This window comes from Pseudomonas marginalis (genome assembly GCF_008692035.1).
In the GTDB taxonomy this organism is placed as follows: Bacteria; Pseudomonadota; Gammaproteobacteria; order Pseudomonadales; family Pseudomonadaceae; genus Aquipseudomonas; species Aquipseudomonas marginalis.
This window is the reverse complement of sequence record NZ_VTFG01000002.1, coordinates 1,382,743-1,409,391: the sequence shown is the minus strand read 5'-3', so window position 1 is coordinate 1,409,391 and position 26,649 is coordinate 1,382,743. Positions and strand designations below refer to the sequence as shown.

Below are 26,649 nucleotides of genomic sequence, written 5' to 3'. Positions count from 1 at the left end.
CCTTTGCCAAGCCTTAAGACGGACGCAACCCGCGTTCCAGCCAGAGGCGGCTGGCCATGGTTACCAGGCCGTCGAGCAGCAACGCCAGCAACGCGGTGCACGCGGCGCCGAGCAGCAGTTGCGGCTGGTTGTTCAGGGCGATGCCGGGGAAAATCAGGCTGCCCAGGCTATTGGCACCGATCAGGAACGCCAGCGGCGCGGTACCGACGTTGATCGCCAGGGCCACGCGCACACCGCCGATGATGATCGGCACGGCGTTCGGCAATTCGACGCGAAACAGCACCTGGCGCGGGGTCATGCCGATGCCGGTGGCGGCTTCTTTCAGCGAGCCTTGAACGTTTTTGAGGCCTTCGTAGGTGTTGCGCACGATGGGCAACAAGGAGGCGAGGAACAGCGCGAAGATGGCCGGGCCGCTGCCGATGCCGAGGACCCCGAGGGCGATGGCCAGTACGGCCAGGGGGGGGACGGTGTTGCCGATGTTGAAGATCTGCATGAAGCGTTCTGCGCGCCCGACCATGTTCGGTCGGCTGAGCAGGATACCGGCGGGGATGCCCACAACGAGGGCGGCCAGCATGGAGACTAGAACCAGGATCAAATGAGCTTGCAGGTAAAACAACAAATCGTCGCGGTACAGTTCGATCGTGTTGATGCCGATCCAGTGGACCAGCAGGGCCAGGAGAGCGACGACAACCACTCCTCCTATCAGCCCTTTGCCATAGCGAATAGCCACAGGCGGACTCCTTTTTTCTTTTGTCGGCGACCACATTTCCGAGCGGCAATGCCATTCCTGGCTGTCGGCGAATAGGGTCGCGAAAAGCAGCTCGCCAATACCGGCAACGCGGTATCAAATCGAGCCATGAGCGCAGCCTCGTCAGGCTAACTTGCTGATTTTTCAGCCCCTGTTACGAGTGCGGTAGCAGGGGAGTGGACGTCTCTACCTTTTAAAAGGTTCCATACTTGGCAGCATTTAGCCACCCCCAATGGGGTGAACGGTGGTCCGGCACCTGCGGTTTGCGCTATACTCGCCGCCCTTTTTTGACTCACCTGCCAGGCGATTTCCCATGACCCACCAGGCCGCCGAAGTCGCGAAACGCCGCACTTTCGCCATTATTTCCCACCCCGATGCCGGTAAAACCACCATCACCGAGAAGCTCCTGCTGATGGGCAAGGCGATCGCAGTGGCCGGCACGGTGAAATCGCGCAAATCCGACCGCCATGCCACCTCCGACTGGATGGAAATGGAAAAACAACGGGGTATTTCCATTACCACGTCGGTCATGCAGTTCCCGTATCGAGACCACATGGTCAACCTGCTCGACACCCCGGGCCACGAAGACTTCTCCGAAGACACCTACCGCACCCTGACCGCGGTGGACTCGGCATTGATGGTCCTCGACGGCGGTAAGGGCGTCGAGCCGCGTACCATCGCGCTGATGGACGTATGCCGGCTGCGTGATACGCCGATTGTCAGCTTCATCAACAAACTCGACCGTGATATCCGCGACCCGATCGAATTGCTGGATGAAATCGAAGCCGTCCTGAAGATCAAGGCTGCGCCGATCACCTGGCCGATCGGTTGCTACCGCGACTTCAAGGGCGTGTACCACCTGGCCGACGACTACATCATTGTCTACACCGCCGGCCATGGCCACGAGCGCACCGATGTGAAAATCATCGAAAAGCTCGACTCCGACGAAGCCCGCGCCCACCTGGGTGACGAGTACGACCGCTTTGTCGATCAGTTGGAACTGGTTCAGGGCGCCTGCCACGAGTTCAACCAGCAGGAATTCCTCGACGGCCAGCTGACCCCGGTGTTCTTCGGGACCGCCCTGGGCAACTTCGGCGTCGACCACGTGCTCGACGCTGTCGTGAACTGGGCACCGAAGCCGCTGGCCCGTGTCGCCAACGAGCGCACCGTGGAACCGGTGGAAGAGAAATTCACCGGCTTCGTGTTCAAGATCCAGGCGAACATGGACCCCAAGCACCGCGACCGTATTGCCTTCATGCGCATCTGCTCGGGCAAGTACGAAAAAGGCATGAAGATGCGCCATGTGCGCACCGGCAAGGACGTGCGCATCGGCGACGCCCTGACGTTCTTCTCCTCCGAGCGTGAACAGCTCGAAGAGGCCTACGCCGGCGACATCATCGGCCTGCACAACCACGGCACCATCCAGATCGGCGACACCTTCACCGAAGGTGAAACGCTGGGCTTCACCGGTATCCCGCACTTCGCCCCGGAACTGTTCCGTCGCGTGCGCCTGCGCGATCCGCTGAAATCCAAGCAACTGCGCCAAGGCCTGCAGCAACTGGCGGAAGAGGGCGCTACCCAGGTGTTCTTCCCTGAGCGCAGCAACGACATCATCCTCGGCGCCGTGGGTGTGCTGCAGTTCGATGTGGTCGCCAGCCGCTTGAAAGAGGAATACAAGGTTGAATGCTCCTACGAGCCGATCACCGTGTACTCCGCGCGCTGGATCGAATGCGCCGATAAGAAGAAGCTGGAAGAGTTCTCCAACAAGGCCGTGGAAAACCTCGCGCTTGACGGCGGTGGTCACCTGACCTACCTGGCCCCGACCCGGGTCAACCTGGCGCTGATGGAAGAGCGCTGGCCTGATGTGAAATTCCGCGCGACCCGCGAGCACCACTAAGGTCTGAGCGCCGCAAAACAAAATGTGGGAGGGGGCAAGCCCCCTCCCACATTTTTTTCTCCTCCAGGCATGGGATTGGCGAGAATCCGGCATCGGGTCTAGCGTTTAACCACCGACTGCAAAGGAGATCACCGTGCGAAATGCTCAACGCGCCATTCCCCTGGTGTTGCTGGCCGTCCTGGGGCTGACGTCCCTTCCGGCACTGGCGGGCGCAGGAGCGCCGCAATGGAAAGACACGGGGCCGGTCACCAAGAAAAAGCAGAACGAGGTCAACTCCGGCAGTTGGCAACCCCAGGCCCAGCCTGCGCCAAAAGAGGACGCAGAAAACCCCTACAACGAAGGGGAAGACAGCGAAACCTACGATGACGGCGACAGTTAATTGCATCCAAAAGAAAGCCCCTCCCACCAGGCTGATGCGCAACCTGACGGGAAGGGCTGTAGAACGCTGTATCACTGCTTACACATTTTTAATCTGATGTTCCGTAGCAGCTGTTTTACTCAGGCAACGAACTGCTCCGCGTAGTGGCAAGCCACCTGGCGGTTATCCAAGGCGCGCAGTTGCGGCTCTTCGCTGCTGCAACGTGCCGTCGCATACGGGCAGCGCTTGTGGAACGCGCAGCCCGGCGGCGGGTTCAGTGGATTGGGCAACTCGCCAACGATTTTGATCTTCGGTTTGTTCGGATCCGGATGAATGGTCGGGGTGGCCGAGAGGAGCGCCTGGGTGTACGGATGCAGGGGGCGCGCGTAGATGTCTTCCTTGGGGCCCACCTCCACCGGGCGACCGAGGTACATCACCATCACATCGTCGGCAACGTGCTGCACCACCGCCAGGTTGTGGGAGATGAACACGTAGGCCGTGTTGAATTCCTGCTGCAGGTCCATGAACAGGTTGAGCACCTGGGCCTGGATCGACACGTCCAGCGCCGAGGTCGGTTCATCCGCCACCAGCACTTTCGGTTGCAGCATCATCGCGCGGGCCAGGGCGATGCGTTGGCGCTGGCCACCGGAGAACATGTGCGGGTAGCGCTGGTAATGCTCAGGGCGCAGGCCCACTTGCTTCATCATCGCCTGCACTTTCTCGCGGCGTTCGGCGGCGGACAGGTTGGTGTTGATCAGCAGCGGCTCGCCCAGCTGATCACCGACCTTCTGGCGTGGGTTCAATGAGGCATACGGGCTCTGGAACACCATCTGCACGTCTTTGCGCAATTGCTTGCGCTGGGCCTTGTCGGCACCGGCGACTTCCTGGCCGGCGATTTTCAACGAGCCCGAGGATGGCTCTTCAATCAGCGTCAGCGCACGGGCCAGGGTGGATTTGCCGCAACCCGACTCGCCTACAACCGCGAGGGTCTTGCCGGCTTCCAGTTCAAACGACACACCATTAAGCGCGCGTACCAGCGCATGGCCCTTGAACAGACCACGGGACACTTCGTAATGACGGGTCAGGTCGCGGGCGGTAAGAACGACGGCCATTACGCCACCTCCTGGTTCAAGGGGTAGAAGCAGCGCGCAAGGCTGTTGCTTTTCGGATCAAGGCCGGGCCGCTGGGCACGGCAGCTTTCCTGCACATACGGGCAGCGTGGCGACAGCAGGCAACCCTGCGGGCGGTCATAGCGGCCGGGCACGATACCCGGCAGCGTGGCCAGGCGCGTGGCGCCGAGGCTGTGCTCGGGGATCGCCTTGAGCAGCGCTTCGCTGTACGGGTGTGCCGGGATATCGAACAACTGCGGCACCTGGCCGACTTCCACGGCTTGGCCGGCGTACATCACGCACACGCGCTGGGCGGTTTCAGCCACCACTGCCAGGTCGTGGGTGATCAGCACCAGGCCCATGTTCTGCTCTTTCTGCAGGGCCAGCAGCAGTTCCATGATCTGCGCCTGGATGGTCACGTCCAACGCGGTGGTCGGCTCATCCGCGATCAGCAGTTTCGGCTCGCCGGCAATCGCCATGGCGATGGCCACACGCTGGCTCATACCGCCGGACAACTGGTGCGGGTAGGCGTCCATACGGCTGGCGGCGCCCGGGATCTCGACTTTTTCCAACAACTCGATGGCGCGCTTGCGGGCTTGCTTGCCGGACATTTTCAGGTGCAGGCGCAGCACTTCTTCGATCTGGAAACCCACGGTGTAGCTGGGGTTCAGCGCGGTCATCGGGTCCTGGAACACCATCGCCAGGTCTTTGCCGACGATCTGGCGGCGCTGGCGGTTGCTCAGCTTGAGCATGTCCTTGCCGTCGAAGTTCAGGGCGTCGGCGGTGACGATGCCAGGGTGCTCGATCAGCCCCATCAGCGCCATCATGGTCACGGATTTACCCGAGCCCGACTCGCCAACAATGGCCAGGACTTCGCCCTTGTCGACGGCAATGTCGAGGCCATCGACCACCGGCACGGCGGTCTTGTCGCCGAAGCGCACGTTGAGATTCTTGATTTCTAACAGTGACATGGGAATCTCCTCAGGCGGCGTTCTTGAGTTTCGGGTCCAGCGCATCGCGCAGGCCGTCACCCATCAAGTTGATTGCCAGCACGCTGAGCAAAATGGTCAGGCCAGGCAGGCTCACCACCCACCAGGCGCGTTCGATGTAGTCACGGGCCGAAGCCAGCATGGTGCCCCACTCCGGGGTTGGCGGTTGTACGCCAAGGCCAAGGAAGCCCAGGGCCGCGGCATCGAGGATCGCCGAAGAGAAACTCAGGGTCGCCTGCACGATCAGCGGTGCCATGCAGTTAGGCAGCACGGTGATGAACATCAGGCGGGGCAGGCCGGCGCCGGCGAGGCGGGCGGCAGTCACGTAGTCACGGTTCAGCTCGCCCATCACCGCAGCGCGGGTCAGACGTACGTAGGACGGCAGCGACACGATGGCGATGGCGATCACGGTGTTGATCAGGCCAGGGCCGAGGATCGCGACAATTGCAACCGCCAGCAGCAGCGAGGGCAGGGCCAGCATGATGTCCATCAGGCGCATGATGGTCGGGCCGAGCAGACGCGGGAAGAAACCGGCGAACAGACCCAGCAGGATGCCCGGGATCAGCGACATCACCACCGACGACAAGCCGATCAGCAAGGACAGGCGTGAGCCCTGGATCAGGCGCGAGAGCAGGTCGCGGCCCAGCTCATCGGTGCCGAGCAGGAACTGGATCTGCCCACCTTCCAGCCACGACGGCGGGGTGAGCAGGAAGTCGCGGTATTGCTCGCTGGGGTTATGCGGTGCCACCCAGGGCGCGAAGATTGCGCAGAACACGATCAGCAACATGAACAGCAGGCCGGCAACCGCGCCTTTGTTCTTGGAGAAGGCTTGCCAGAATTCTTTGTACGGGGACGGGTACAGCAGGCTTTGATCGACTGCTGACACTTGAGTAGGTGTGGTCATGGTCATGATCTCAGCGCTGGTGACGGATGCGTGGGTTGGCGAAGCCGTAGAGGATGTCCACCACGAAGTTCACCAGGATCACCAGACAGGCGATCAGCAGGATGCCGTTTTGCACCACCGGGTAGTCCCGTGCGCCAATGGCTTCGATCAGCCATTTGCCGATGCCGGGCCACGAGAAGATGGTTTCGGTCAGCACCGCACCGGCCAGCAGGGTGCCGACTTGCAGGCCGACCACGGTGAGTACCGGGATCAGTGCGTTACGCAGGCCGTGCACGAACACCACGCGCGCCGGCGACAGGCCCTTGGCCTTGGCGGTGCGGATGTAGTCTTCACGCAGCACTTCGAGCATGGATGAACGGGTCATCCGCGCGATCACTGCCAACGGAATGGTGCCGAGCACGATGGCCGGCAGGATCAGGTGGTGCAGCGCATCCCAGAATGCGTCCGGCTCGTCAGCCAGCAGGGTGTCGATCAGCATGAAGCCGGTGCGCGGCTCGATGTCGTAGAGCAGGTCGATACGTCCGGACACCGGGGTCCAGCCCAGGCTCACGGAGAAGAACATGATCAGGATCAGGCCCCACCAGAAGATCGGCATCGAATAGCCCGCCAGGGAGATGCCCATCACCCCGTGGTCGAACAGGGATCCTCGCTTGAGTGCCGCGATCACCCCGGCCAACAGGCCCAGGATGCCGGCGAACAACAGGGCGGCCATGGACAGTTCCAGGGTCGCCGGGAAGAGGGCGGTGAACTCGGTCCACACGCTGGTACGGGTACGCAGGGATTCGCCAAGGTCGCCGTGGGCGAGCTTGCCGACGTAGTCCAGGTATTGCGCGTACAGCGGCTTGTTAAGGCCAAGGCGTTCCATTGCCTGTGCGTGCATCTCGGGGTCGACGCGCCGCTCGCCCATCATGACTTCGACAGGGTCGCCAGGGATCATGCGTATCAACGCAAACGTGAGCAACGTGATGCCGAAAAACGTGGGGATCAATAACCCCAGTCGGCGGGCAATAAAACTAAACATCTTGTGGTGTACCTCAATCAGCCGGTTAGGCAGGTTCGGCACCGTCCTGGTGGGCGGCGCCGAGCGTTTCTCTTATTTACTTCACCTGGGTGGTGGCGAAGTTATTGTTCGTCAGAGGGCTTTGGGTATAACCCTCGACGTTCTTGCGCATGGCGGTGAACATTTTCGGGTACGCCATGGGAATCCACGGTTGGTCCTTGTCGAAAACCTCCAGGGCTTGTTGATAGAGTGCGGCCCGCTGCTGGGGTTCAGCGTCGGCGCGGGCCTTATCGATCAAGTCCTGAAACTCTTTGTTACACCAGCGGGCGTAGTTTTCGCCGTTTTTTGCTGCATCGCAACTCAAGTTGGGAGTGAGGAAGTTATCCGGGTCCCCGTTATCCCCGGCCCAGCCGGCGGAAACCATGTCGTGCTCGCCGGCTTTGGCGCGCTTGAGCATCTCGCCCCACTCCATGACCTTGATATTGACCTTCAGGCCGATCTGGGCCAGATCCGCCTGCATGCGCTGGGCGCCGAGCATCGGGTTGGGGTTGGTCGGGCCGCCGCCGTTACGGGTGAACAGGGTGAACTCGGTGCCTTCCGGTACACCGGCTTCCTTGAGCAGAGCACGGGCCTTGTCCAGGTCGCGCTCAGGGTTTTTCAGCTTGTCGTTGAAGCCCAGCAGGGTCGGCGGATACGGGCCGGTGGCATCCACGGCGTTGCCTTTGCCATACAGGGATTCGTTGTAGCCTTTCTTGTCGAACGCGATGTTGATCGCGTGACGCACCCGCGCGTCGCTCATGTACTTGTGGGTGGTGTTCAGGGCGGTGTATGCGGTGGTCATCGCCGCCAGTTCGGCGACCTTCAGGTTCGGGTCTTTCTTGATGCTGGGAAGGTCGTCAGGCTTGGGATACAGCGCGATCTGGCATTCGTTGGCCTTGAGCTTCTGCAGGCGCACGTTGTTGTCGACCGCAATGGCCAGGATCAACGGATCGGCCGGAGGCTTGCCACGGAAGTACTCCGGGTTGGCCTTGAAGCGCACCTGAGCGTCCTTCTGGTAGCGTGTGAAAATGAACGGGCCGGTGCCGATCGGCTTGCTGTTGAGCTCTTCGGTCTTGCCGGCGGCAAGTAGCTTGTCGGCGTACTCGGCGGAGTGGATGGCGGTGAACGGCATCGCGACATCGGCCAGGAACGGTGCCTCAGGGCGGGTCAGGGTGAAGACGACGGTATGGTCATCGGTCTTCTCCACGCTCTTGAGCAGTTCCTTGAAGCCCATGCTTTCAAAGTACGGGTAGCCCACGCTGGATTTGTTGTGCCACGGGTGTTTCGGGTCCAGTTGACGCTGGAAGCTCCAGAGCACGTCGTCGGCATTCATGTTGCGCGTGGGTTTGAAGTAGTCGGTGGTGTGGAACTTGACGTCGTCGCGCAGATGAAAGGTATAGGTCAGGCCGTCGTCACTGATTTCCCAGGAAGTGGCCAGCGCTGGCACGATCTCGGTGGTGCCGGGCTTGAAGTCCACCAGGCGGTTGAACATGGTTTCGGCGGCGGCATCGGCGGTGACGGCCGTGGTGTACAGGACCGGGTCAAAACCCTCCGGGCTGGCTTCGGTGCAGACCACCAGGGGTTTGGCCGATACGCCGATAGCCACGCTTAACAGCGCAGCGGCAACGGCAGCTTGTAGCGGGAGCATTTTCATTCAGAGCCCTCTGCAATCGATGGGACCAGACAAGCGTAGACGGCAGGCTCGTCCTGAGCCTGCCGTCTACCTGGTGCTAGTTAAAGAATGTTGAACGGGATGGTGGTGACCAGGCGGAACTCTTTGATGTTGCCGTCAGCCTGTTGTGCGCTGGCGCGGTGAGTCACGTAGGTGCCACGGATGGTGGTGGCCTTGAGTGGGCCGCTCTGAATCGCGTAGGACGTGCCAACCCCGTATTCCTGGTGTTTCTCGCCGTCCATCAGGCGCAGGTCGCTACGCGAAGCGCCGGCTTCACCGTAGGCGGTACCGTTGTAGTGAGTACCGTCGATGCCCCAGCCGCGCGCCGAGTAGACGTTGAACTTCAGGCCCGGCACTCCGTATTCGGCCATGTTGATGCCGTAGGCGATCTGGAAGGACTTCTCGTTCGGGCTGTTGAAGTCGGAGGTCAGGGAGTTGGCCAGGTAGATGCCGTTGGTTTCGTGCAGGTAGTCGAAGTACTCGTCACCGTTAACTTCCTGGTACGAGAAGGTCAGGCTGTGGGCCTGGTGGGTCAGCCCCAGGGACAACGAGTAAGTGTCGTTGTCGATGTTGCCCATCTTCTTGCTGCCGGTGTCGGTGGTTTTGTAGTAGTTCAGGCCGGTGGTCAGTGCCAGGGTCTGTGCATCACCCAATTCGTGGGTGGCACCGAAGTAGTACTGGTTCCAGAAGTCTTCGACGTTAGCGGCGAACACGCTGGTTTTCAGGCTCTTGAACGGCTGGTAGTTGAAGCCCAGGGTCTTGACCTTGTCGGTTTCCTGGCCATTGCCGTACTCGGAACGGAATTTCGACAGGCTTTGTTCGGTACGCGGCGAAACGCGATCAAAGATGCCGCCCTGGAACGACAAGTTGCTGAACTCTTCGCTGTTGAAGCTCACACCCTCGAAGCTCGAAGGCAGGGCACGGTTGCCGATGGTATCGACGATTCCGCTGCTGAAGTTCTGGCGACCGGCGGTCAAGGTGGTGTTGGACACGCGGAACTTGACGTTCGCCAGGCCCAGTTTGCTCCACTGGCCTACTGCATCGCCGTCGGAGTCAGCCAGGGTACGGTTGGAACCGCCCTTGATATCACGCTTGCTGCGGTCCAGGACCACGGCGTTGTAAGCCGCGACTTCGGTCGCCACCCCCACGGTGCCTTGGGTGAAGCCCGAGGAGTAATTGAGGATGGTGCCTTGTACCCAGTTTGTGCGGTTTGCGTCGGTGCGCGTCTGATTGTGTTTCTCATAGGAGAAACGCTGGCCACGGAATTTCTTCTCGCTGGAGTACCAGTTACGGGTTGTACCGCCCAGGCTTTGACCGTCAATAAAGCCTTTGGCCTCGCTTTGGGCGCTGGCGCCGGCCAATGTGGTCGGGACGAAGTCCTGGCTGGCGGGTTCAGCATAGGCGGTGGCCGTGATGCTGCTGATGGCCAAGGCCAGAAGCGCTTTGCTGCTCAGTTTCATGGGTTGAAGCTCCTTTGGTTCTCTTTTTAATGCCGGTCTTTTTTGGTGATCCGGCTATTGGGTGTGTAACTCGATCAAGCTGTTGCAAACGTTTGCCGTAGGAAATTTCCCAATAAAAGGCTGCACGTTTGCGGGAGAGCCAACTTCGCTCCCTGCAATCCGGTTATTTTCTTATGGGTTAATGCTGACGCCCGAGAACACGTTGCGGCCGAAGGGACTTACTTTGAAGCCTTCGACTTTGGCGCTTAACGGCTGGTTGACCGTCGAGTGGGCGACGGGTGTGATCGGCACCTGCTGCTTGAGCAGTTGTTGCGCCTGTTTGTACAGAACAGTCCTTTGTTCGCGGTCGGTCACGACCTTGGCTTGCTTGATCAGCTTGTCGTACGCCGGGTCACACCACATGGAGTAGTTGTTCCCGCCGATGGCGTCGCAGCTGTAGAGGGTGCCCAGCCAGTTGTCCGGATCGCCGTTGTCGCCGGTCCACCCGATCAGGCTGACATCGTGCTCACCGTTCTTGGTGCGCTTGATGTATTCGCCCCACTCGTAGCTGACGATCTTGACCTTGAGGCCGATCCTGGCCCAGTCGCTTTGCAGCATCTCGGCCATCAGCTTGGCGTTGGGGTTGTACGGCCGTTGCACCGGCATCGCCCACAGGGTGATCTCGGTACCTTCCTTCACGCCGGCGGCCTTGAGCAGTTCCTTGGCTTTTTCCGGGTTGTAGGCGGCGTCCTTGATGCTGTCGTCGTAGGACCATTGGGTCGGCGGCATGGCATTGACTGCCAACTGCCCCGCGCCCTGGTACACGGCGTTGAGGATGCTCTGCTTGTTCACCGCCATGTCCAGCGCCTGGCGCACTTCGAGCTGGTCGAAGGGCTTGTGGCGCACGTTGTAGGCGATGTAGCCCAAGTTGAAGCCCGGCTTGGTCAGCAATTGCAGGTTCGGGTCGGCCTTGAGCGCGTCGACGTCGGCCGGGCGCGGGTGCAGGGTGACCTGGCATTCGCCGGCCTTGAGCTTTTGCACGCGCACCGAGGCGTCGGTGTTGATGGCAAAAATCAGCTGGTCCAGCTTGACCTTGCTCGGGTCCCAGTACTGTTTGTTGCCCACATAACGGATCTGCGAGTCTTTCTGATAGCGCTGGAAGACAAAGGGGCCAGTGCCGATCGGCTTCTGGTTGATGTCGCTGGGCTTGCCTTCCTTGAGCAACTGCTCGGCGTATTCGGCCGACAGGATGGCGGCAAAGCTCATGGCGATGTTCTGCACGAACGCAGCGTCGACCGAGTTCAGCGTCATCACCACGGTATGCGGGTCGGTTTTCTCGACCTTGGCGATGTTCTTGTTCAGGCTCATCCCGTTGAAGTACGGAAACTCGGTGGGGTAGGCCTTGCGAAACGGGTGGTCGGGGTCAAGCATGCGGTTGAAGGTGAACAGCACGTCGTCGGCGTTGAAATCCCGCATCGGCTTGAATTCCTTGTTGCTGTGGAACTTCACGCCTTCACGCAGGTGAAAGGTGTAGGTCAGGCCGTCTTCGGAAATGTCCCACTTGGTCGCCAGTCCAGGTACGACGTTGGTCGCTCCCTTTTCAAACTCAACCAGGCGGTTGTACAGCGGCTCGGCCACATCGTTATCGGTAGCGGTGGTGTACTGCGCGGTGTCGAACCCTGCCGGGCTGCCTTCGGAGCAGAACACCAGGCTCTTCTTGTCGGCCGCCTGGCCCATCGTGGCTACGGCCAGCAGGCTGGTGCCAAAAATTGCGGATAGAACGGTGGTATGGCGCATGACGATCCCGATCCTTGTTTGTAGTTGTCATCAGCAAGCAATCACCCAGGCGTACGGCCAGGGGGACATTACTGATCCCACACACAGCAAGTGCCTTTCCCAGGTTGGAGCCTCTGCTGTCCTACGACGGTATGGGCCGCGGACTGCGCAGTAAATGCGCCAAATTGGACTGACCTTGTAGGCAAAAGAGCTACTTGTCGCAGTTCGCAGCTGTAGGAAGCGGCGATTACGAGCGTGGTCTATTTCCTACGGTCCAGGCGGATGCAATAACGGCGACGTTATTAAACGTCGCCGTCATTGGTCCTTACTTGCCGCTTACGCTCACGCCATAGAAGGAGTTCAGGCCAAACGGGCTGATCTTGAAGTCCTGTACGGTGTTGCGCATGGGTTGATACACCGTCGAGTGCGCGATAGGTGTCATCGGGACTGCATCTTTGAGGATATGTTGCGCCTGCTTATACAGCTCGGTGCGTTTGGCGACGTCCGACGTAGCCTTGGCTTCTTTCACGACGCCGTCGAATTTCTTGTCGCACCACTTGGAGAAGTTGTTACCGGCCAGGGAGTCGCAGCCGAACAGCACGTTCAGCCAGTTGTCCGGGTCACCATTGTCGCCGCTCCAGCCAATGATCATGGCCTGGTTCTCGCCGCCTTTGGAGCGCTTGATGTACTCGCCCCACTCGTAGCTGGTGATCTTGACCTTCAGGCCGATCTTGGACCAGTCGTTTTGCAGCATTTCGGCCATCAGCTTGGCGTTCGGGTTGTACGGACGCTGAACCGGCATCGCCCACAGAACGATCTCGGTACCTTCCTTGACACCCGCTTCCTTGAGCAGCGCCTTGGCTTTCTCGGGATCGTACTTGGCGTCCTTGATGGTGGTGTCGTAGGACCATTGGGTTGGCGGCATGGCGTTGACCGCCAGTTGGCCTGCGCCCTGGTAGACGGAATCGATGATCTGCTGTTTATTCACCGACATGTCCAGCGCCTGGCGCACGCGCAGGTCGGCCAGTGGGTTGGGCTGGTCGCTGCCCTTGACCTTATCCATGACGTTGTAGGCGACATAGCCCAGGTTGAAACCGGCCTGGTGCGGCAGTTTCAGGTCCTTGTCTTCACCCAGCGCCTTGAGGTCGGCCGGACGTGGGAACAGGGTGATCTGGCACTCGTTTTTCTTCAGCTTCTGGATACGCACCGACGGATCGGTGGTGATGGCGAAGATCAGGTTATCGATCTTCACGTCCTCAGGTTTCCAGTAGTCCTTGTTGCCGGTGTAGCGAATGTTCGAGTCTTTCTGGTAGCTCTTGAATACGAACGGGCCAGTGCCGATTGGCTTCTGGTTGATGTCCTGAGGCGTGCCATTCTTCAGCAACTGGGCGGCATATTCGGCCGACTGGATCGACGCGAAGCTCATCGCCAGGTTCTGGATGAACGCGGCGTCCACGGTGCCAAGGGTGAACTTGACGGTGTGGGCATCGACCTTCTCGATGTTCTTGATGTTGGTGTCCATCCCCATGTCCGTGAAGTACGGGAACTCGGTAGGGTAGGCCTTACGGAATGGATCGTCTTTGTTGATCATCCGGTTGAAGGTGAACAGGACGTCGTCAGCCGAGAATTCACGAGTCGGCTTGAAGTATGGGGTGGTATGGAACTTGACGCCTTCGCGCAGGTGGAAGGTGTAGGTCAGGCCATCCGGGGACACGTCCCAGCTGGTGGCCAGGCCAGGAACAACGGCGGTGCCGCCTCGTTCGAACTGGCTCAGGCGGTTGAACATGGTTTCGGCCGAGGCATCGAAGTCTGTTCCGGTGGTGTACTGGCCTGGGTCGAAACCGGCCGGGCTCCCTTCGGAGCAGAACACCAGGTTAGTCGCCGCTTGGGCGAATGGGGCCGCGGCCATAAGGCCAGCGCTCACTAATAACGGAAGGACTGCGTGTTTAAGCATGTTGGCCTCATGATTTGTTGTCATTTTTGGTGGTGAGGGCGACCTCGTGAGTCGGCCTGCGGATACTTATGCAGGCGCCATACCCATTGCAAGATGCTGAACCGTCGCAAGGCGGAAAGAGTGGTACGAACGTACAGGAATGTCGCAATTATGAAAGTTTTGACATATTTGAACGTATTTATGGGTTTTTTTCGGTGCATAAGGTGCACCAGAGAGGGTCAACCGAGGCGTCTGGCGCACTCGGTTGGGGCATTGCTGTTACTTATCTAGACTCACGCCGTAGAACGGTGTCAGCCCAAAGGGGCTGATCTTGAAGTCCTTCACTTCCTTGCGCAGGGGTTGGAAAACCGTCGAGTTTGCAATGGGCGTTATAGGTACTTGTTCTTTAAGAATTTTTTGTGCCTGTTGATACCACTTGATGCGCTGCTCGCGGTCACTGCTGACCTTGGCCTGCTGCACCAGTTTGTCGTAGGCCGGGTTACACCATTTGGCGTAGTTGCTGCCCTTGACCGCGGCACAACTGTAGAGCACGCCGAGCCAGTTATCCGGGTCGCCGTTGTCGCCGGTCCAGCCATAAATCATCGCATCGTGCTCGCCATTTTTGGCGCGCTTGATGTACTCGCCCCATTCATAGCTGACGATATTGGCCTTTATGCCGACTTTTTCCCAATCCTGCTGGATCATCTGGGCCGACATGCGCGCGTTCGGGTTGGAAGCGCGCTGGACGGTCATTGCCCACAGGTTGATGGTAGTGCCCGGTGCAACCCCTGCTTCTTTTAGTAGCGCGCGGGCCTTGGTCGGATCGTGCGGGGCATCCTTGATGGAGGGGTCATAAGACCACTGCGCCGGTGGCAGTGCATTCTGCGCCAATTGTCCGGCGCCCTGGTAAACCGCCTTGATGATCGCCGGCTTGTCGATGGCCATGTCCAGGGCCTGGCGGACCTTGAGCTGGTCCAGCGGTGGGTGGGTCACGTTGTAGGCCAGGAAGCCCAGGTTGAAACCCGCTTGCTGCAGCACGCGCAGGTTGGGGTCCTGTTTCATCACCTCGATGTCCGACGGGCGCGGGTAGCCGCTGACCTGGCATTCGCCGGCCTTGAGCTTTTGCAGGCGCGACGCGGCGTCCGGGGTGATGGCGAACACCAGGTTGTCGAGTTTCACATCCTCGGGTTTCCAGTACTGCTTATTGGCCACGTAGCGAATCTGCGAGTCCTTCTGGTAGCGCTTGAACACAAACGGCCCGGTGCCGACCGGTTTCTGGTTGATGTCTTCGGCCTTGCCCTCCTTCAATAGCTGGGCGGCGTACTCGGCCGATTGCACGGAGGCGAAACTCATGGCCAGGTTCTGCACGAACGAGGCATCGACGTTGTTCAGGTTGAAACGCACGGTGTGCTCGTCGAGTTTGTCGACGCTCTTGATCGTGGTGTTCAGGCCCATGTCGGTGAAGTACGGCGATTCGGAAGGGTAGGCCTTGCGAAACGGACTCTCGGCATCCAGCAGGCGATTGAAGGTAAACAGCACGTCATCCGCATTGAAATCGCGGCTGGGTTTGAAGAAATCAGTGGTGTGGAACTTGACGCCTTCGCGCAGATGGAAGGTGTAGGCCAGGCCATCCTCGGACACCTCCCAGCGTGTGGCCAGGCCCGGTTCGACTTCGGTGCCGCCACGCTTGAATTGGGTCAAGCGGTTGAACACGGTTTCGGCGGACGCATCGAAATCGGTGCCGCTGGTGTACTGGCTGGGGTCGAACCCGGCGGGGCTGGCTTCGGAGCAGTAGACCAGGGTACTGGCTGCGTGGGCCATCGGCATAAAAGCCAGCAGGCCTGCGGCAAGGAGTAGCGGTTTGAAGGTGGTTCTTTCCATGGAGACCCCTAGAAGTGGCAGGCATATAAACGCTGCCCAAACGAAAACGGCGGTCACCGAGGTTACCGCCGTTCAGGTTTGCCGGGTAGGGGTTACGGCATCTGCACTTCGATCACTCCATCGGCGCTCATGCTGACCTGGCTGGTACCTGCCTCCACTTCCGGCGTCGGTGCTGAATCCATCATGGCCGCCTTCATCATCATTCCGCCACGGGCATAAGGTTGTGGGTAGCCATTGGTGTTGAAGTTCAAGTTGACGATCTTGTAGCCCTTGCCGCCCAGCGCATCGGTGGCCAGTTGCGCGCGTGCTTTAAACGCGGCGACCGCGTCCTTGAGCAGGGCGTCTTCGCTGGTCTTGCGCGTGGTGTCGGCGATGGCGAAGTCCATGTTTTCCATTTTCAGGGTGTTGAGCAGTTCGCCGGTGAGTTTGGACAGCGCCGGGAAGTCCGCGCTTTCCAGGCGCAGTTCGGCGCGCTCGCGCCAGCCGGTGATCTTCTGGTTCTTGTTGTCGTAGATCGGGTAGCTGTTACGGCTGCCCTGGCGCAAGGTCACGCCCTGGACTTCGCGCGCCTGGCCCAGGGCCTTGTTCATGGTGGTGGTGATTTCGGCGGCGAGCTTGGCCGGGTCGGCGTTCTGGGACTCGGTGTAGAGGGTGACGATCATCTTGTCGCGGGCCACTTCCTGGCTGACCTCGGCGCGCAGGGAAATCTGGTTGTAATTCAGTGCATCGGCGGCCAGTGCCGGAAGGCTGGCCAGGGCGCTGGCGCTGAGGGTGAGAACAACTGCACTGCGAGTGAAACGAGACATGGAAGCTCCTTAGGGTGTTCGTATCGGTATGACTGTAGACGGTGGTGTCGGGTTCTTCGGGTTTACATATTCGCTACACATTGTGCGGCCGCCGACGAACGGTCGTTCGCCCGGCCTGCGGCAAAGAGCCACACGCGCCATGCCAGCGTGCCCGCTTCGTTTATACTCCTGCCGATCCGCCTGCAGCGCTCATCGGGAGAGCTCATGCTCGCCGCCGTAAAACTGACTTCCGCCACCCGCCAGAACCTCTGGCGCCTGACGTTCATTCGTACCCTGGTACTGGCCGCGCAGGCTGGTTCGGTCGGGCTCGCCTATTGGTTCGACCTGCTGCCGCTGCCGTGGCTGCAATTGGGCGTGACCCTGGGTTTCTCCATCGTGCTGTGTGTGTTTACCGCCATTCGGTTGCGCACCACCTGGCCGGTGACCGAGCTGGAATACGCCCTGCAATTGGCCTGCGACCTGTTTATCCACAGTGTGTTGCTGTATTTCTCCGGCGGTTCCACCAACCCGTTCGTGTCTTATTACCTGGTGCCACTGACCATCGCTGCGGTGACCTTGCCGTGGCGCTACTCGGTGGTGCTGTCGGGTATCGCCCTGACCCTGTACACCCTGCTGCTGGCGCGGTTCTATCCGTTGCAAACGTTCCCCATCGCCCGCGAAAACCTGCAGATCTACGGGATGTGGCTGAGCTTTGCCCTGTCTGCCGCCGTGATCACTTTTTTTGCTGCGCGCATGGCCGAAGAGCTGCGCCGCCAGGAAGAACTGCGCGCCATTCGCCGCGAAGAAGGCCTGCGTGACCAGCAACTGCTCGCCGTCGCCACCCAGGCCGCCGGCGCGGCTCACGAATTGGGCACGCCGCTGGCGACCATGAGCGTGCTGCTCAACGAAATGACCCAGGACCATCACGACCCGGCGCTGCAAGAGGATCTCGGCGTGCTGCGCGAACAGGTCAAGCAATGCAAGCAAACCTTGCAGCAACTGGTACGCGCGGCTGAAGCCAATCGCCGCCTGGCGGTCGAGATGCAGGACGTGACCCAGTGGCTCGACGAAGCCCTGAACCGCTGGCACCTGATGCGCCCCGAAGCCAGCTACCGTTTCCATCTGCTGGGGCAGGGGGCCGTGCCGCGCCTGGCGCCTCCGCCGGACCTGACCCAAGCCTTGCTCAATCTACTGAACAACGCCGCCGACGCCTGCCCCGAAGGCCTGGAAGTCCGGCTGGATTGGGATGTGGATGACTTGACGATCAGCATTCGCGACCACGGCGCAGGCGTGCCGCTGGCCATCGCCGAGCAGATCGGCAAACCTTTCTTTACCACCAAGGGCAAAGGCTTCGGCCTGGGCCTGTTTTTGAGCAAGGCCAGCGTGACCCGCGCGGGCGGCTCAGTGAAGCTCTATAGTCATGAGGAAGGCGGTACGCTCACCGAGCTGCGCCTGCCCCGTGTCGCACGAGGAGATATCGATGAGTGACGAGATCCAAGTCGAAGGCGAAGAACTGCCGCACCTGTTGCTGGTAGATGATGACGCCACGTTTACCCGCGTGATGGCGCGCGCCATGAGCCGTCGCGGCTTTCGCGTGAGCACCGCCGGCTCCGCCGAAGAAGGCCTGGCCATCGCCCAGGCCGACTTGCCGGACTACGCCGCGCTCGACCTGAAAATGGACGGCGATTCCGGCCTGGTGCTGTTGCCCAAGCTGCTGGAACTCGACCCGGAAATGCGCGTGGTGATCCTCACCGGTTACTCCAGCATTGCCACGGCTGTCGAAGCCATCAAGCGCGGTGCCTGCAACTACCTGTGCAAACCGGCGGATGCCGACGATGTGTTGGCTGCGTTGCTGTCCGAGCACGCCGACCTCGACACCCTGGTGCCGGAAAACCCGATGTCGGTGGACCGCCTGCAGTGGGAACACATCCAGCGCGTCCTCACCGAACACGAAGGTAATATCTCCGCCACTGCCCGCGCCCTGGGCATGCACCGGCGCACCCTGCAACGCAAGCTGCAGAAGCGTCCGGTACGACGCTGAACCTAAGCTGAACAGCCTGCTTCAGGCCGCACGGAACCCTGAACCGATCACCTATGATCGGTTCAAACGCCTGCCTTCCTCCCTACGAGCCTGAACGATGAATCAGAACGCTGAGTACTCTGCGGTCAATGACGCTGTGCGTGGGCAATTTTTTCGCCGAACCTGGGGGATGATCACGCCTTATTGGCGAAGTGAAGAGAAGGGCAAGGCCTGGTTGTTGCTCGCCGTGGTGATTGGCCTGTCGCTGTTCAGCGTGGCCATTTCCGTGTGGCTCAACCACTGGTACAAGGACTTCTACAACGCCCTGGAAAACAAGGACACCGCGGCCTTCTGGCAACAGATCGTTTACTTCTGCGGTATCGCCACGGTGGCGATTCTCGGCGCGGTCTACCGTCTCTACCTCACCCAGATGCTGACCATTCGCTGGCGTGCATGGCTCACCGAAAAGTATTTCGCCCGCTGGCTTGGCGACAAGAACTACTACCAGCTGGAGCAGGGCGGCTACACCGATAACCCGGACCAGCGGATTTCCGAAGACCTCAACAGCTTTACCCTGAACACCCTGAGTCTTGGCCTTGGGCTGTTGCGCAATGTGGTCAGCCTGGTGTCGTTCTCCATTATCCTATGGGGCGTGTCCGGCAGTATTGAAGTGTTCGGTATCACCATCCCCGGCTACATGTTCTGGTGTGCATTGGTCTATGCCGGTGTCGGCAGTTGGCTGACCCATCTGATCGGTCGTCGTTTGATCGGCTTGAGCAACCAGCAGCAACGCTTCGAAGCGGACTTGCGTTTCTCCATGGTGCGGGTGCGGGAGAATGCCGAGAGCATCGCCCTGTACAACGGCGAACCCAATGAGCATCAGCGTTTGAACGCGCGGTTCGGGAAGGTCTGGCATAACTACTGGGACATCATGAAGGTGTCCAAGCGCCTGACGTTCTTCACTGCCGGCTATGAACAGATTGCGATCGTCTTTGCGTTTATCGTGGCTGCCCCGCGCTACTTTTCCGGCAAGATCGAACTGGGCGAGCTGATGCAAATCAACTCGGCGTTCGGCAACGTGCAGGGCAACTTCAGCTGGTTTATCAGCGCGTACGCCGACCTGGCCGGCTGGCGCGCGACCAGCGACCGTCTACTGAGTTTTCAGCAGGCCATGCGTGAGAACGAGCAGCGCCCAGCTGCCATCGACGTCAGCGCTGAAGGCGAGCGTCTTGTGGTGCAAGGGCTGGGCTTGAACCTGGTGGATGGTCGCCACCTGCTGACCGACGCCAACATGATCGTTGAACCGGGCCAGCGCGTCATGCTCAGCGGCCGTTCCGGCAGCGGCAAAAGTACCTTGCTGCGCGCCATGGGGCATCTCTGGCCGGCTGGTCACGGCAGCATTCGCCTGCCGGCCAGGCGTTACCTGTTCCTGCCGCAGAAGCCTTACCTGCCGATCGGCACGCTCAAGGCGGTGTTGAGTTACCCACAGGACGACAGCGTCTATTCGGCGGAACGTTATGCACAGGTCCTGGAAACCTGTCGCCTGCCGCACCTGGTGGAGCGCCTGGACGAAGCCAACCATTGGCAACGCATGCTCTCGCCCGGCGAGCAACAGCGCCTGGCCTTTGCCCGTGCCTTGTTGTTCGCGCCGCAATGGCTGTACATGGACGAAGCGACGTCGGCCATGGATGAAGAGGATGAGGCGACGTTGTATCAGGCGTTGATTGATGAATTGCCGGGGTTGAGCATTGTCAGCGTCGGTCATCGCAGCAGCCTCAAGCGCTTCCATGGGCGGCATGTGCGGATCGAGGGTGGGTGGCTTCAAGAGCAACCTGTGGCCTGAGGCCCCTTGTTCTGGAGAATGGTGCCCAACAAAAAGCCCGGTTGATCAGCGATCAACCGGGCTTTTCTATTGCTTGAAAATAACTTACTTCTTCAAGCCGTAATGCTCATCCAGCATGCCTGGGGCGTTCGGCGTTTTTGGCGCGTAGTCCCGTGGCGGCTCCTGGTTCTCCCGGGGCGGAGTCAGGCGTTCCCGTGGAGTTTGCGGTGCATCGGAATGCAGCGCGGCCAGCAGACGCTGGCGGGTGATGTCGTCGAGGGCCAGGCGGTTTGCCCCATCGGCGAGGTGATCCTGTACTTCCTGGTAGCTCTGGGTGAGTTTCTTGACCAGGGTCGCGGTGCTGTTGAAGTGGGTAACAACCTCGTTCTGATAACTGTCAAAACGTTCCTGAATGTCATCCAACTGACGCTGCGTGCGGTTAGGCGCGGCATTCGGCAGCAGGCGGGCAACCAGGAATCCAATGGCGACACCGGCAACCAAGGCGAGAGTCGGCAACAACCAAACTAAGAGCGAGTGTTCCACGAGTCCTTCCTCTATAAACGGCTTTGCTTTACGTTAACGGCTCAAACCTGCGCTGTATACCGCGATTAAGCTCGCAATGATGCCATGCACAGACTTTTAGCTAGACGAGTCGACCCTTTGAGAGGTCACGGAGTTCATTCCTTGCTCATGCGTGAAACCCCCGTTTTGATCGATGGCCCGGTAGGCCAATTGGAAGCCCTGTACCTGGATCACCCCGAGCCACGTGGCCTGGCGCTGATCTGCCACCCTAATCCGGTGCAGGGCGGGACCATGCTCAATAAAGTCGTTTCGACCCTGCAACGCACGGCTCGCGATGCCGGGTTGATTACTTTGCGTTTCAATTACCGTGGCGTCGGTGCGAGTGCCGGCACCCACGACATGAGCACCGGTGAAGTGGACGATGCCGAAGCGGCTGCCACCTGGCTGCGTGAAAAGCACCCCGACCTGCCGATCACCCTGCTCGGTTTTTCCTTTGGCGGCTACGTGGCGGCCAGCCTCGGCGGCCGCCTGGAAGCCAAAGGCGAAAAGCTCGCGCACCTGTTCATGGTCGCCGCGGCGGTGATGCGCCTGCGCGATACCGATGTGCTGCCCCACAGCTGCCCGTTGACCCTTATCCAGCCGGAAACCGACGAAGTGGTCGACCCGCAAACCGTCTACGACTGGTCCGCCGCCTTGAAACGCCCCCATGAGCTGCTGAAAGTGGCAGAATGCGGACACTTTTTTCACGGCAAGCTGACCGATCTCAAGGATCTGGTGCTGCCGCGTCTCTCGAATTGATAGCAGTCTGATAAGCGATTACCCATGACGACTCGTACCCGTATCCTCACCGGCATCACCACCACCGGCACGCCGCACCTGGGCAACTACGCCGGTGCGATCCGCCCGGCGATCCTGGCCAGCCAGGATGCCAATGCCGACTCCTTCTACTTCCTGGCCGACTACCACGCCCTGATCAAATGCGATGACCCGCAGCGCATCCAGCGTTCGCGTATGGAAATCGCGGCGACCTGGCTGGCCGGTGGCCTGGATGTGAACCGGGTGACCTTCTATCGTCAGTCCGACATCCCGGAAATCCCCGAGCTGACTTGGCTGCTGACCTGCGTCGCCGCCAAGGGCCTGCTCAACCGCGCCCATGCGTACAAGGCCTCGGTGGACAAGAACGTGGAGACCGGCGAAGACCCGGATGCGGGCATCACCATGGGCCTGTACAGCTACCCGGTGCTGATGGCGGCGGACATCCTGATGTTCAACGCGCACAAGGTGCCGGTTGGCCGCGACCAGATCCAGCACGTGGAAATGGCCCGCGACATCGGCCAGCGCTTCAACCACCTGTTCGGCAACGGGAAAGAGTTCTTCACCATGCCCGAGGCGTTGATCGAGGAAAGCGTTGCCACCTTGCCGGGCCTGGATGGTCGCAAGATGTCCAAGAGCTACGACAACACCATCCCGTTGTTCACCAGCGCCAAGGACATGAAAGACGCCATCTCGCGGATCGTTACCGACTCCCGCGCGCCCGGCGAAGCCAAGGACCCGGACAACTCGCACCTGTTCACCCTCTACCAGGCGTTTGCCAGCAAGGCCCAGGAAGAAGCGTTCCGCGGCGAGCTGCTGCAAGGCCTGGGCTGGGGCGAGGCGAAGAGTCGTCTGTTCCAACTGCTGGACAGCCAACTGGGCGAAGCGCGCGAGCGTTACCACCAGTTGATGTCGCGCCCGTCGGACATGGAAGACCTGTTGCTGGTCGGCGCCAAGAAAGCCCGTGCAGTCGCCGCGCCATTCCTGGCCGAGTTGCGTGAAGCGGTGGGCCTGCGTTCGTTCGTCAACCAGGCTGCGGCGCCGGTCGCGACCAAGAAGAAAGCCGCGAAAGCCGCGCGTTTCGTGAGCTTCCGTGAAGACGACGGCAGCTTCCGCTTCCGCCTGTTGGCCGCCGATGGCGAGCAATTGCTGCTGTCGCGCAACTTTGCCGATGGCAAGGCGGCCGGCGCAGTCACCAAGCAACTGCAAAGTGGCGCTGCGCTGGACGTACGCAGCGAAGCCCTGAGCTTCAGCGTATGGCTGGACGGTACCGCAGTCGCCGACAGCGCCGAGTTCGCCGATGCCGCATCCCGTGATGCCGCCATTGCAGCCCTGCGCATTGCGTTGACCCCAATCGAGGATTAACCCGACCAAGGGTTGATTGCCATTATCCAGGGCCGTCGTTACAGTGACGGCCCGTTTTTGTTGCCTTGCTAACGAAATTATGACGCCCCTAGAACGATACCAAGCTGATCTGAAACGCCCTGAATTCTTCCATGACGCGGCCCAGGAAACGGCGGTGCGTCATTTGCAGCGCCTGTACGACGACCTGGTTGCGGCCTCGCAAAGCAAGCCGGGGATGCTCAGCAAGCTGTTCGGCAAGAAAGACCAAGTGCCGGTCAAGGGCCTGTATTTCTGGGGTGGCGTGGGCCGGGGCAAGACCTACCTGGTCGATACATTCTTTGAAGCGCTGCCGTTCAAGGAAAAGGTACGGACACACTTCCACCGCTTCATGAAGCGCGTGCACGAAGAGATGAAGACCCTGCCGGGTGAGAAAAACCCGCTGACCATCATCGCCAAGCGTTTCTCCGATGAAGCGCGGGTCATCTGCTTCGATGAATTCTTCGTCTCCGATATCACCGATGCCATGATCCTCGGCACCCTGATGGAAGAGTTGTTCAAGAACGGCGTGACCCTGGTCGCCACCTCGAACATCGTGCCCGACGGCTTGTACAAGGACGGCCTGCAACGCGCGCGCTTCCTGCCGGCCATTGCGCTGATCAAGCAGAACACCGAGATCGTCAACGTCGACAGCGGCGTCGACTACCGTCTGCGTCACCTCGAACAGGCGGAGTTGTTCCATTTTCCGCTGAACGAAGCGGCGCACGAAAGCCTGCGCAAAAGCTTCCGCGCCCTCACGCCGGAATGCACCCAGGCGGTGGAAAACGACAAGCTGATGATCGAGAACCGCGAAATCATCGCCCTGCGTACCTGCGATGACGTGGCCTGGTTCGAATTCCGCCAACTGTGCGACGGCCCACGCAGCCAGAACGACTACATCGAACTGGGCAAGATCTTCCACGCAGTGATCCTCAGCGGCGTGGAGCAGATGAGCGTCACCACCGACGACATCGCCCGACGGTTTATCAACATGGTCGACGAGTTCTACGACCGTAATGTCAAGTTGATCATCTCGGCGGAAGTCGAACTCAAGGACTTGTATACCGGCGGGCGCTTGAACTTCGAATTCCAACGGACATTGAGCCGCTTGCTCGAAATGCAGTCCCACGAGTTCCTGTCGCGCGGGCACAAACCCTGAGACCGATGTAGGTCAAATGTGGGAGGGGGCTTGCCCCCGATAGCGGTCTTTCAGCAACAGATGCACTGACTGATCCACCGCTATCGGGAGCAAGCCCCCTCCCACATTTGCTTACGCAGCCTGTTGGAATTGCTGGCGGTATTGGTTCGGCGATAACTCGGTGTGTTGGCGAAACAACCGCGCAAAGAAACTCGCATCGTCGTAACCCACCTCATAACTGATGGTCTTGATGCTCTTGCGGCTGCCCGAGAGCAGGCCCTTGGCCGTCTCGATACGCAGCCGTTGCAGGTAGTGCAGCGGCTTGTCGCCGGTGGCGGTCTGGAAGCGGCGCATGAAGTTGCGGATGCTCATGCCGTGTTCCCGGGCGACGTCTTCGAAGCGGAATTTGTCGGCGAAGTGCTCCTCGAGCCAATGCTGGATCTGCAGGATGATCACGTCCTGATGCAGCTTCTGCCCGCCAAAACCGATACGTCCCGGCGAGTAGCTGCGCTGCACTTCGTAGAGGATGTCGCGGGCCACGGCCTGGGCGATGTTGGCGCCGCAGAAGCGTTCGATCAGGTAGATATACAGGTCGCACGCCGAGGTGGTGCCGCCGGCGCAATACAGGTTGTCGGCGTCGGTGAGGTGCTTGTCCTGGTTGAGCTGGACCTTGGGGAAGCGTTCGCCGAACGCGTTGAAGAAACGCCAGTAGGTTGTCGCCTCCTTGCCATCGAGCAGGCCGGCTTCGGCCAGCCAGAACACCCCGGTGGCTTCGCCGCAGAGTACCGCGCCCCGTGCATGCTGTTCGCGCAGCCACGGCAGCACTTGCGGGTAGCGCGCGCACAGGGCATCGAAGTCATCCCAGAAGGCCGGTAGCACGATGATGTCGGCGTCTTCCAGGCCGCCGTCCACCGGCATGATCACGTCACTGAAACTGCGCACCGATTTTCCGTCGGGGCTCACCAGGCGTGTTTCGAACGCTGGGGTCAGGCCCAGGCCTTGTTGTTTGCCATAACGCAGGCTGGCGAGATGGAAGAAATCCTTGGCTTGCATCAGGGTTGAAGCGAATACCCGATCAATGGCCAAAATGCTGACGCGCCGCAACGGCGTGGAGATTTGGTTAGACATAATTTCATTTATTCTTATAGGGGAAAGTGGTCACCAGACGGCTGGATCGTCTTATTTTTTGTCGCATGTGTCCAGTGTCCTGTGACGCCATCGGGGCATAGGCTCTGTGGGTTCCTCCTTGTCCGACAATCCACGCAGGTGACCCATGATTCCGAGAACCTTGTTCAGCCCGGAGCACGAACTCTTCCGCCAGAGCGTGCGCACCTTTCTTGAAAAAGACGCTGCACCGTTTCACGGGCAATGGGAGAAGCAGGGCTACATCGACCGTAACCTGTGGAACAAGGCGGGGGAGGCGGGGATGTTGTGTTCCCATCTGCCGGAGGAGTACGGCGGCCTGGGCGCGGACTTTCTCTACAGCGCGGTAGTGATCGAAGAGATCAGTCGCCTGGGCCTGACTGGCATCGGCTTTTCCCTGCATTCGGACATTGTCGCGCCCTACATCCTGCATTACGGCAGTGAAGCGCTGAAGCACAAGTACCTGCCCAAGTTGATCTCTGGCGAGACAGTCACGGCCATCGCCATGACCGAGCCGGGTGCCGGGTCCGACTTGCAAGGGGTCAAGACCACCGCCGTGCTGGACGGTGATGAGTACGTGATCAATGGCTCCAAGACCTTTATCACCAACGGGTTCCTGGCTGAGCTGGTGATCGTGGTCGCCAAGACCGATCCCAAGGCCGGTGCCAAGGGCACCAGCCTGTTTCTGGTGGAGGCTGATACGCCCGGCTTCGCCAAGGGCAAGCGCCTGGAGAAGGTCGGCATGAAGGCCCAGGACACCTCGGAGCTGTTCTTCCAGGACGTGCGGGTGCCCAAGGAAAACCTGCTGGGCCAGGCCGGCATGGGCTTCGCCTACCTGATGCAGGAATTGCCCCAGGAGCGTCTGACTGTCGCGATTGGCGCGCTGTCGTCTGCCGAGGCGGCGTTGCAGTGGACCCTGGAATACACCCGTGAGCGCAAGGCGTTCGGCAAGGCGATTGCCGACTTCCAGAACACCCGTTTCAAGCTGGCGGAGATGGCCACGGAGATTCAGATCGGCCGCGTATTCGTCGACAAATGCATGGCGCTGCACCTGGAAGGCAAGCTGGATGTGCCCACTGCCGCGATGGCCAAGTACTGGGCCACGGACCTGCAATGCAAGGTGCTGGATGAGTGCGTGCAGTTGCACGGCGGCTACGGCTTCATGTGGGAATACCCGATTGCGCGGGCGTGGGCGGATGCGCGGGTGCAGCGGATTTATGCGGGGACCAACGAGATCATGAAGGAGATCATTGCGCGGGCGCTTTGATTTTTGCTGGTCTT

Annotated in this window: 22 protein-coding genes; 9 read left to right on the top strand and 13 right to left on the bottom strand. The window is 60.3% G+C overall.

The window, feature by feature from the left end; translation table 11 throughout:
• Nucleotides 1-13: 13 nt before the first annotated feature.
• A complete protein-coding gene (locus FX984_RS26710; protein ID WP_262382155.1) occupies nt 14-766 on the bottom strand; it encodes an ABC transporter permease in 753 nt (250 codons plus the stop codon).
• 295 nt (nt 767-1,061) lie between these two features.
• Here FX984_RS26710 and FX984_RS26705 point away from each other — a divergent pair, with 295 nt between their 5' ends.
• Nucleotides 1,062-2,645, top strand: a complete 1,584-nt coding sequence (locus tag FX984_RS26705; protein WP_027604861.1) for a peptide chain release factor 3 — start codon at nt 1,062-1,064, stop codon at nt 2,643-2,645.
• A 133-nt stretch (nt 2,646-2,778) separates the two neighbouring features.
• A complete protein-coding gene (locus FX984_RS26700; protein WP_098480378.1) occupies nt 2,779-3,024 on the top strand; it encodes a hypothetical protein in 246 nt (81 codons plus the stop codon).
• A gap of 119 nt (nt 3,025-3,143) precedes the next feature.
• Here FX984_RS26700 and FX984_RS26695 read toward each other — a convergent pair whose 3' ends face one another.
• The 10 genes from FX984_RS26695 to FX984_RS26650 form a co-directional block, all read right to left on the bottom strand.
• A complete protein-coding gene (locus FX984_RS26695) occupies nt 3,144-4,115 on the bottom strand; it encodes a peptide ABC transporter ATP-binding protein (RefSeq protein WP_017138288.1) in 972 nt (323 codons plus the stop codon).
• Nucleotides 4,115-5,083 (bottom strand): ABC transporter ATP-binding protein, encoded by a 969-nt coding sequence (locus FX984_RS26690; RefSeq protein ID WP_027604859.1) that lies wholly within the window; start codon nt 5,081-5,083, stop codon nt 4,115-4,117. Before FX984_RS26690 ends, FX984_RS26695 begins: the two co-directional genes overlap by 1 nt.
• Before the next feature lie 10 nt (nt 5,084-5,093).
• Nucleotides 5,094-6,005 carry an ABC transporter permease subunit gene (locus FX984_RS26685; RefSeq protein ID WP_027604858.1) on the bottom strand — a complete coding sequence of 304 codons (912 nt, stop codon included), beginning with the start codon at nt 6,003-6,005 and terminating at the stop codon, nt 5,094-5,096.
• A gap of 10 nt (nt 6,006-6,015) precedes the next feature.
• Nucleotides 6,016-7,026 (bottom strand): ABC transporter permease subunit, encoded by a 1,011-nt coding sequence (locus tag FX984_RS26680; RefSeq protein WP_003215992.1) that lies wholly within the window; start codon nt 7,024-7,026, stop codon nt 6,016-6,018.
• 76 nt (nt 7,027-7,102) lie between these two features.
• Nucleotides 7,103-8,698 carry an ABC transporter substrate-binding protein gene (locus FX984_RS26675; RefSeq protein ID WP_027604857.1) on the bottom strand — a complete coding sequence of 532 codons (1,596 nt, stop codon included), beginning with the start codon at nt 8,696-8,698 and terminating at the stop codon, nt 7,103-7,105.
• Between the two features lie 80 nt (nt 8,699-8,778).
• Nucleotides 8,779-10,176 (bottom strand): OprD family porin, encoded by a 1,398-nt coding sequence (locus FX984_RS26670; protein WP_027604856.1) that lies wholly within the window; start codon nt 10,174-10,176, stop codon nt 8,779-8,781.
• Nucleotides 10,177-10,347: 171 nt separating this feature from the next.
• Nucleotides 10,348-11,892 carry an ABC transporter substrate-binding protein gene (locus tag FX984_RS26665; RefSeq protein WP_430714671.1) on the bottom strand — a complete coding sequence of 515 codons (1,545 nt, stop codon included), beginning with the start codon at nt 11,890-11,892 and terminating at the stop codon, nt 10,348-10,350.
• A 364-nt stretch (nt 11,893-12,256) separates the two neighbouring features.
• Nucleotides 12,257-13,885: an ABC transporter substrate-binding protein gene (locus FX984_RS26660; RefSeq protein ID WP_027604854.1), complete on the bottom strand. Its 1,629-nt coding sequence runs from the start codon at nt 13,883-13,885 to the stop codon at nt 12,257-12,259.
• 258 nt (nt 13,886-14,143) lie between these two features.
• Entirely contained in the window at nt 14,144-15,745 is a 1,602-nt protein-coding gene (locus FX984_RS26655; protein WP_027604853.1) for an ABC transporter substrate-binding protein, read from the bottom strand.
• A 92-nt stretch (nt 15,746-15,837) separates the two neighbouring features.
• Nucleotides 15,838-16,551, bottom strand: coding sequence for an SIMPL domain-containing protein (locus FX984_RS26650; RefSeq protein ID WP_027604852.1), 714 nt, complete (start codon nt 16,549-16,551; stop codon nt 15,838-15,840).
• A 204-nt stretch (nt 16,552-16,755) separates the two neighbouring features.
• Between FX984_RS26650 and FX984_RS26645 the strand changes: the two genes are divergently transcribed.
• The 3 genes from FX984_RS26645 to FX984_RS26635 all read left to right on the top strand — a co-directional run bounded on the left by FX984_RS26645 (nt 16,756) and on the right by FX984_RS26635 (nt 20,393).
• Entirely contained in the window at nt 16,756-18,018 is a 1,263-nt protein-coding gene (locus FX984_RS26645) for an ATP-binding protein (protein ID WP_065938508.1), read from the top strand.
• Nucleotides 18,011-18,571: a response regulator transcription factor gene (locus tag FX984_RS26640; protein ID WP_010565532.1), complete on the top strand. Its 561-nt coding sequence runs from the start codon at nt 18,011-18,013 to the stop codon at nt 18,569-18,571. The genes FX984_RS26645 and FX984_RS26640 overlap by 8 nt, the downstream gene beginning before the upstream one ends.
• Before the next feature lie 97 nt (nt 18,572-18,668).
• A complete protein-coding gene (locus FX984_RS26635; RefSeq protein WP_146476061.1) occupies nt 18,669-20,393 on the top strand; it encodes an ABC transporter ATP-binding protein/permease in 1,725 nt (574 codons plus the stop codon).
• Nucleotides 20,394-20,477: 84 nt separating this feature from the next.
• On the opposite strand, the gene FX984_RS26630 is transcribed toward FX984_RS26635, so the two are convergent.
• Nucleotides 20,478-20,915, bottom strand: coding sequence for a Z-ring associated ZapG family protein (locus tag FX984_RS26630; protein ID WP_003171734.1), 438 nt, complete (start codon nt 20,913-20,915; stop codon nt 20,478-20,480).
• Nucleotides 20,916-21,062: 147 nt separating this feature from the next.
• On the opposite strand from FX984_RS26630, the gene FX984_RS26625 reads away from it, so the two are divergent.
• From FX984_RS26625 to zapE, 3 genes are all read left to right on the top strand, one after another.
• Nucleotides 21,063-21,692 carry an alpha/beta hydrolase gene (locus tag FX984_RS26625; protein WP_065924314.1) on the top strand — a complete coding sequence of 210 codons (630 nt, stop codon included), beginning with the start codon at nt 21,063-21,065 and terminating at the stop codon, nt 21,690-21,692.
• 24 nt (nt 21,693-21,716) lie between these two features.
• The gene (locus tag FX984_RS26620) at nt 21,717-23,072 is read left to right on the top strand and encodes a tryptophan--tRNA ligase (RefSeq protein ID WP_146476059.1); all 1,356 of its coding nucleotides are present in this window, start codon (nt 21,717-21,719) and stop codon (nt 23,070-23,072) included.
• A 79-nt stretch (nt 23,073-23,151) separates the two neighbouring features.
• On the top strand, nt 23,152-24,246 hold the full coding sequence (gene zapE, locus FX984_RS26615) for a cell division protein ZapE (protein ID WP_146476057.1): 1,095 nt from the start codon (nt 23,152-23,154) through the stop codon (nt 24,244-24,246).
• 111 nt (nt 24,247-24,357) lie between these two features.
• Here the strand turns inward: zapE and FX984_RS26610 are convergent, their stop codons facing one another.
• A complete protein-coding gene (locus tag FX984_RS26610; RefSeq protein ID WP_169899207.1) occupies nt 24,358-25,278 on the bottom strand; it encodes a GlxA family transcriptional regulator in 921 nt (306 codons plus the stop codon).
• 220 nt (nt 25,279-25,498) lie between these two features.
• On the opposite strand from FX984_RS26610, the gene FX984_RS26605 reads away from it, so the two are divergent.
• Entirely contained in the window at nt 25,499-26,635 is a 1,137-nt protein-coding gene (locus FX984_RS26605; RefSeq protein ID WP_027604845.1) for an acyl-CoA dehydrogenase family protein, read from the top strand.
• Nucleotides 26,636-26,649: the final 14 nt, after the last annotated feature.